General features: G+C 41.1%; 8 protein-coding genes and 1 pseudogene. 5 read left to right on the top strand and 4 right to left on the bottom strand.

Annotated elements, in window-relative coordinates:
* Positions 1–1,029: 1,029 nt before the first annotated feature.
* From ybaK to B4J23_RS06940, 3 genes and pseudogenes are all read left to right on the top strand, one after another.
* Positions 1,030–1,497, top strand: a complete 468-nt coding sequence (ybaK, locus tag B4J23_RS06950) for a Cys-tRNA(Pro) deacylase (RefSeq protein WP_159122961.1) — start codon at positions 1,030–1,032, stop codon at positions 1,495–1,497.
* A gap of 209 nt (positions 1,498–1,706) precedes the next feature.
* Positions 1,707–2,961, top strand: a pseudogene (locus B4J23_RS06945) (YncE family protein).
* 64 nt (positions 2,962–3,025) lie between these two features.
* Positions 3,026–3,508, top strand: a complete 483-nt coding sequence (locus tag B4J23_RS06940; RefSeq protein ID WP_291359559.1) for a hypothetical protein — start codon at positions 3,026–3,028, stop codon at positions 3,506–3,508.
* A gap of 108 nt (positions 3,509–3,616) precedes the next feature.
* Here the strand turns inward: B4J23_RS06940 and B4J23_RS06935 are convergent, their stop codons facing one another.
* Genes B4J23_RS06935 through tusD form a run of 4 tightly spaced genes read right to left on the bottom strand, consistent with a single transcriptional unit; the run spans position 3,617 to position 5,008 of the window.
* Positions 3,617–3,928: a TusE/DsrC/DsvC family sulfur relay protein gene (locus B4J23_RS06935; protein ID WP_005235445.1), complete on the bottom strand. Its 312-nt coding sequence runs from the start codon at positions 3,926–3,928 to the stop codon at positions 3,617–3,619.
* A gap of 14 nt (positions 3,929–3,942) precedes the next feature.
* Complete coding sequence (locus B4J23_RS06930) at positions 3,943–4,227, bottom strand: hypothetical protein (protein WP_291359557.1); 285 nt, start codon at positions 4,225–4,227, stop codon at positions 3,943–3,945.
* Positions 4,228–4,244: 17 nt separating this feature from the next.
* Positions 4,245–4,595 carry a hypothetical protein gene (locus tag B4J23_RS06925; protein WP_005235449.1) on the bottom strand — a complete coding sequence of 117 codons (351 nt, stop codon included), beginning with the start codon at positions 4,593–4,595 and terminating at the stop codon, positions 4,245–4,247.
* A 44-nt stretch (positions 4,596–4,639) separates the two neighbouring features.
* Positions 4,640–5,008 carry a sulfurtransferase complex subunit TusD gene (gene tusD / locus B4J23_RS06920; protein ID WP_291359554.1) on the bottom strand — a complete coding sequence of 123 codons (369 nt, stop codon included), beginning with the start codon at positions 5,006–5,008 and terminating at the stop codon, positions 4,640–4,642.
* Between the two features lie 69 nt (positions 5,009–5,077).
* Here tusD and B4J23_RS06915 point away from each other — a divergent pair, with 69 nt between their 5' ends.
* Positions 5,078–6,088, top strand: a complete 1,011-nt coding sequence (locus tag B4J23_RS06915; RefSeq protein ID WP_291359553.1) for an NAD-dependent epimerase/dehydratase family protein — start codon at positions 5,078–5,080, stop codon at positions 6,086–6,088.
* Between the two features lie 135 nt (positions 6,089–6,223).
* Positions 6,224–7,216 (top strand): class II fumarate hydratase (locus B4J23_RS06910; protein ID WP_291359551.1); only part of this gene is annotated, 993 nt, incomplete at its 3' end.

Here is a 7,216-nt window from a genome sequence, read left to right as displayed (position 1 = left end):
AGGTGCTCCAGTTAAAAAGTTTCAGGATAGGTTTGCAAGATGTCTACAAACTTCGCCTATTATGGCATGAATTCCTACATTATTTTTATAATTTCTTTGATTTGACATAGAAAAGCATGTACCACGCAGTGGCCATATAATGAAAACTTTGCAAGCATTTAGCAATGTTCAAAACTACCAAATCTTCGTCTTTTACATCATTTTTATATTTTAGATGAATTGGCTGAATTGTTACATTTATGCTGTGTAAGTTAGACCTCAATGTTTATTCATAATTCTTTTAAATTGCGTATTTATTCGGCAATGGCTTGTAAAAATAAAAATTATTAGTCGAAATCTCTGCTCATATCAAAAATTACGGTGATCGGTAAAAGACCGGGTTTTCATTATATTTTTGAATGAATCAGAATTTTATTCTATTCATTATTCTGTAAACTAAAATATCAAACTTGGAATAAAAATCAAAAAGTTATTTGATAAATGGTATGAAGTGAAGTTTAGTATTAAATGGGTTTTATGTCGCTAGTAAAGCAAGTCACACATTATTTTTCTGCAAAAAGAGATAGGCTCATTGCTACTGAACATTGGCTAAATGATACTGGCCGTAAAAGTAAAATTAAAAACTTATGATTCTTCATTAATCTTTTACTGGCCTCTTCTAATATTGACGAATGTGCTCAATTTTCTAAAGCTTACCTTTATTTGTAATTCTTTATGTTCGCTCAATAACATTGGCAAAATGGCACTTCATGTATAGGCGTTGTTATTCATCTGAATGTTGCCTATGTTTTTAAATGATGAATTTTTAAGCTTAAGAACAAGATGGTATGCGGAATTACAATGATAAATGGGATAGTTAAGTTCAGTTAAAGTGCAATATGAATAGATATTCTGGATTAAAAGCTAATGGTATCTGATTGTATTTTGAACACATATTGATTATATAAGCTATTCAGAATCACAGAATAAAACCCAAGCAGACTTGATAAGCTATAATGAAGATCCCGTCAAAATACTATCGAAGCTGTTATGACACCTGCATGCAAATTATTAAAATCTCAAAAAATTGAATATAGCATTCACGAATATGAACATGATGCCAATGCCAAAAGCTTTGGTTTGGAAGCAGCAGAAAAGTTAGGGCTGGCAGTAGAAGAAGTATTTAAAACCTTATTGGTCACAGATGAGAAGCAGTATTTTGTAGCAGTTCTTCCAGTCAACCATCAGTTAAACCTGAAAAAAGTAGCATCAGCCTTTGGTTGTAAAAAGCTACAAATGGCTGATCCCAAACAGGCAGAACGTCTAACCGGTTATCTTGTCGGTGGGATTAGTCCGGTTGGGCAGAAAAAACGCCTGAAAACTGTCATTGATGCATCTGCAGAACAGCTGAATAAAATCTATGTCAGTGGGGGTAAACGCGGTCTGGATATTGGTTTAAAACCTGCGGACCTAGCTAAGGTTCTAGATGCTCAATTCGTTGATGTATTGGATGTCTAAAGTTCAAAGCATTTTTCAATAAAACTATCTTACTGAGAAGCGTTCATATCAATGGACGCTTCAACTTTTCTGGATTCTTATCTTTCTATTCTGTCGGAAAATTCAGCATGGTTTTTTCTTCATTGTATAGTGGATGATTGAGATCCACGGCCTGACTGTGGATTGAACAAAGATAAAAACAATAAAATAGAAAATATGGAGAATACCGCATGGAAATCCAGAAAAAACGATTATCACGGTTCTGTATGAGCTTGTCCGCGATGGCCATGCTCTCAGTCTTTTCAACTGCACAGGCAGATTCGTCTACCTTGCCTCAACCGCCCAATTCCCAGCAAGTTTTCTTTGTGGGTAATAACTGGGATGGAACAGTTACAGTGATTCGATCTTCAGGTGACTTTGGCAAGGTTGGTGTGATCAACATGATTCCTGATCGTAAGGAGCGTCTGAAAGAGATTCACCTCAATCCCATTAAACTGATTACCTATACCTATATTCAAGCTACTGCGGGTTGAAGGTAATGATCAGCTGGTCGACGATATGTACTCCACGCCAGATGGACAGTCAGTGGTCGCATCCCGTCCAAGTTTTGCCGATGTGGTCTCTATCAACATCAAGACAGGCAAAATTAACTGGCGTACTCCAGTTGAAGGCTTCCGCGCGGATCATATGGCAGTTTCACCAGATGGCCAGCGTGTCGCGGTTTCCGCATCTTCCGGAAATGTGGTGCATGTACTGGATATTCATACTGGTAAGGAACTTGGTCGATTTGCGACGGGTGATAAACCGCATGAAAATATCTACTTTGATAATGGCAGAAAAATTCTGAACTCGGCCATTGGTAATGTAGAAACCTCTCTTGATGCGCAGTGGCAGGATTTCACCAAGGGTAAACGCTATATCACCATTGCAGATGCCAATACCCATCAGGTGCTTAAGAAAATTGACTTTAGACCGGCATTGGATGCGTTTGGTCGAAAAGATTTATCTAATTCAGTGCGGCCGATGGTCTTTAGCAAGGATGAAAGTAAACTCTATGCTCAGGTATCATTTTTTAATGGTTTGATTGAGTATGACTTAAACCAGAATAAAGTGACCCGTATTGGGCAGTTGCCAGGTAGCGATAGCATTCCCAAAGATCGTACCAAATGGGTGAATGATTCCCGCCATCATGGTTTATCGATCAGTGCTGATGGTGAGAAGCTCTGTGTTGCGGGCACGATGGATAATTACGCCACCATTGTCGACCGTCAGAGTCTGACTGCCGGAAAATTGATTCCTGCAGGTAAGCCATACTGGGCTACCCGAAGTCCGGATGGCCGTAGCTGTATCATTTCAGAAAGTGAAACGGATGTGGTGACCGTAATTGATTTCGCGACAGGCAATAAAGTGACCAGTGTACCTGTAGGCAATCATCCACAGCGTGTCCGGATTGGTTATGCTCCAGCAGACTGGTCTACGCCGTAGCAAATCATGGCTTAAAAAGAGCAATGTGTTATGAACATTGCTCTAAGCATTGTAGGTGGCATATATGAGGAACAAAACACTTACTTTATATCTGCTGGCGGGAATGTTATTAATCAGTATTCTGGCTGGGATTGCTTATCAGGTTCATAAGGATATTTATAAGGCAGAATTCAATATACTGAAACCTGATGATCAGATGACTTTTGCAACTAAATCTCTAATTATTTCGAATTTAAATCCTAAAACAGCTGTACCGGCAAGAACGGCTAGACACCCGGAAGTAGATTCTGAACAGCAGGTCTTATTACAACAGAGAGAGCAGCTTTATCTGGATTTTACCCAAATGATGAATGGCTTAAGTCAAGGCGAAAAGCCAGACTATCGCCAGCTAGATCGTTTGCTGTTACAACAGCAGAATCTGGTGAATGCTCAGGTCGTTGCTCCAGAAGAGGCGAGAGCTCAAATAGAATTTTTACAGAAAGTTCTGCCTGAAATCTCTTCACAGCTGGATCAAGCCTTAAATGCATTGGATCAGAAAAGTTTTTAATCTTCCGGTTTAAAGCTTTACTTAGTTGTGATGCAGATACTAAATAAGCTTAATAAGAAAAAGCCCGTTAAAACGGGCTTTTTCTTCATTCATATTTTAGATTAAAACTTATAAGCAGTTCGCGGGTTTCGGGATACCAGCCAGTCGGCTTAAATGGCGTGCCACCAGACCTGTATTAAACTTTTCCTGTAATAAGGCATTGTTAATTTCCGGACTAACTGTCTTCATCAAAAATTTAATCAACGGACGGGTTGCAGGAGAATGCCCAAACTGCTGATAAAATTGACGGACTGCCTGTAGCACTTCAAAATGCCAAGGAGTAAGTTGAAGTTCCAATGTATCTGCCAGTACTTGGGCAACGTCTTCATTCCAGATGGTGTAATCGACTAAATGACCATCTTGGTCCAGTTCTAGATTCATATGTGACTCATGGATTATTTCATTGAGATGCAACGACTAAATTTCAGACATAGATCTGCAAATTCGGAGTAGTCGAGTAAAACAACATTTCCCGATAAGGGTGATATCAGAATTTCTGCATCATTTCTTAGGATATAAACTTGCGGCAGTTGCTGTACGAAAGCATGATCCAGATACAGCACAGATTCTCCCATCAGGACCACCTGATCATCTGAAGCATGGAGCTGTGCTAACTGATCAAGGACTGGCGCCGTCGCTGCATAATCTGACTGGATCAGGTAAAGGGTTTGATCTGACATTTATTTATCCTTCGTCCTTACCAATACAATACGTGATCAAATTTTTGAACGAATTCTGAATTGAGTTCAATTAATTCAATTTCCTGTTCGCTTTGCTTTACAAAAGGAGAGTCCTGATTTTTCTGTTCAACCAGAATTGGGGTCAGGTCATAAAATTCGAAACTATCCACCAGATTTGAAGCCAGTTTAAAGGCATGTTTAAGCTGGTCAAACTGGAGTTCAGAACGTAAAAGACTCAAAGCAGCACCTTGTAATAGCACTTTAACTTCAGCTCCGAAGGTCGCCAGTACCATCGTGGCAGACAGGCTTTCATGCACCTGCAAACTGTTTAGGTTGGCTTGGGTTAATATAACAAGTACAGATTTCACACAAGATTCCTTTTAAAAGCAACACATCCTGAAAAATGAAGCATCTAGAATTGAATTAGACGTTGTGAGGACTGAACAGCATTAGCAAGCTCACCTAGACCGACCAATTCAAAACCATCAGCAAGATTATGTTGCTGAATATTGTGACGTTGAGCATTTTCCTGATCTGTAATCCCACGCGCTAAGGCTGCACTGACACAAACGGGTAAGCGGATATTCAGATCCTGCCAGGAACGTGTGAGATGACGCTGGTCGTCGGGCACCCATTGCAATGCATTTGCGACCGACACGCCATCTTGATAGAAAAATACACGGAAAGCTTCCTGTTTATGTTGTAAAGCTTGGGCGAGTCCAAGCGCATGCCAGGCATAAATAGAAGTCGGTGCGGAGGTAACAAGAATTAAGGTGCTCATCGAAATTCACTACAGGCTTGATCAACGCGGGATGATGATCTTGGCTACAAAGAAAGTAGGTAGTATACAATGATTTTAGTGACGGGTGGTTTAGGCTTTTTAGGCTCACATATTGCTTTAAGTCTGATGGCACAAGGACTAGAGGTCATTGTGGTCGATAATCTGGCCAATGCCAGTCTACAGACCTTAGAACGCCTTGAATTTATTTCCGGCCGCTATGTGCCTTTTGTCAAAATTGATATCCGTAACACTCCGGCATTAAATAAAGTTTTTGAACAGAATTCAGTACAGGCTGTCATTCATACTGCCAGCTTTAAATCATTGGAAGAATCAGTTTTAAAACCACTTGAATATTATAATGATAATGTCAGCTGTATCATGAGCTTGATGCGTGCCATGCAGCGTACTGGAGTACGCAATCTGGTGCATTTGTCTTCATTGGCTGTATATGGCCATTCCGGAACGGATTTAAAAGAAGATCAGGCTTTCAATTACACTTATCCAAATCCTTATATTAAATCACAGCAGATGGTGGAAGAAATCATCCGGGATACTGCCAAGACGGATAATGAATGGCGTATTGCGATGTTACGTCTTTCCAATGTCGCGGGTGCTTTTGAAAATGGCATTTTAGGTGAATGGGTGCCACCTTTACCAAAGAATGTTGTGCCTCTGGCCATGCAGGTGGGTGCGAAGCAGCGTGAATATCTGGAATTGCGCCGTCAGGCCAAGACCGAAGACTATACAGTAGAACGTAGTTTTCTACATGTGATGGATGTCTGTGATGCGGTATTCAAGTCGCTACATTGGCTGTCTCAACAGCAACAATGGACTTGCGAAGCCTTTAATATCGCTGGAGAGCTGATCTCAATGCAGACTTTGCTGGATCAGGTTGCAGAAGTCACCCAATCCGCTGTTCCTACAGTAGATGCTTTGCCATATCCGCATGCTGAAATGGATCAACTGGGTGCTAATACGGATAAAGCCCAACAGTTGTTACATTGGCAGCCACGCTATACCTTAAGGAAAATGTTAGAGGATGAATGGCTGTTCTATCAGAATACGTTAAGAGGGCAGTGATTAAGAATCCTATAAGTTAATTATTGATAATAATTATCATTTGCAAAATTAATCAAACTCATTAAGATGAATAGAGTACAGCATTGAAGCTGCTGTCTAAATGAGTAAAACATAGAATAACAATTGAGGTTGAGCATGCAAACACGTATTGAACATGACACGATGGGAGAAGTCGCTGTACCGAGTGAAGCACTTTGGGGCGCACAAACTCAGCGTAGTCTACAGAACTTCAAGATTGGCAATGAGCATTTGCCACGCGCCATGATTCGTGCCATGGGCTTGGTCAAGAAAGCAGCTTCGATCACCAATGCCGAGTTAAACCAGATTCCTCATGAGTTATCGACCTATATCATCGGTGCTGCGGATGAAGTGATTAGCGGTCAATGGGATAGCCAGTTCCCCTTAGTCGTATGGCAAACCGGTTCGGGCACGCAAAGTAACATGAACTGTAATGAAGTGATTGCCAATATTGCTAACCAGAAACTGGGCAATCCTTTAGGTGCACAAAAGCCTGTGCATCCAAATGATCATGTCAACCGCGCTCAATCGACCAATGATTCTTTTCCGACCGCGATTCATGTGGCAGCTAGCTTACAGATCAATGAACTGTTAATACCGGCAGTGACACGTTTACGTGATACCTTGCATGCTAAATCTCAGGAATTTGCCGAGATTGTAAAAATTGGTCGTACCCATCTTCAGGATGCCACACCTTTAACTTTAGGTCAGGAATTCAGTGGATATGTCTCTCAACTGGATCATGCCTTGATTCGTCTGTATCATGCTTTGCAAGGGTTATATGAACTGCCATTAGGCGGAACCGCCGTCGGTACAGGCCTCAATGCACATCCAGATTATGCTGTTAAAGCTGCGGATACTCTGGCTAAATTAACAGGCTTGCCTTTTGTCACCGCTCCTAACAAGTTCGAAGCTTTGGCCGGCCGTGATGCAGCAGTTTTTGCTTCAGGTGCTTTAAAGACTTTAGCCGTTAGCCTGAATAAAATTGCCAATGATATTCGCTGGTTGGCGAGTGGACCACGTTGTGGTTTTGGTGAAATTCGCATTCCTGAAAATGAGCCAGGCTCAAGCATTATGCCGGGTAAAGTGAACCCGACCCAGTGCGAAGCC

Source organism: Acinetobacter sp. UBA3025, assembly GCF_002367915.1.
Classification (GTDB): domain Bacteria; phylum Pseudomonadota; class Gammaproteobacteria; order Pseudomonadales; family Moraxellaceae; genus Acinetobacter.
This window is presented reverse-complemented; position numbering and strand designations above follow the sequence as displayed.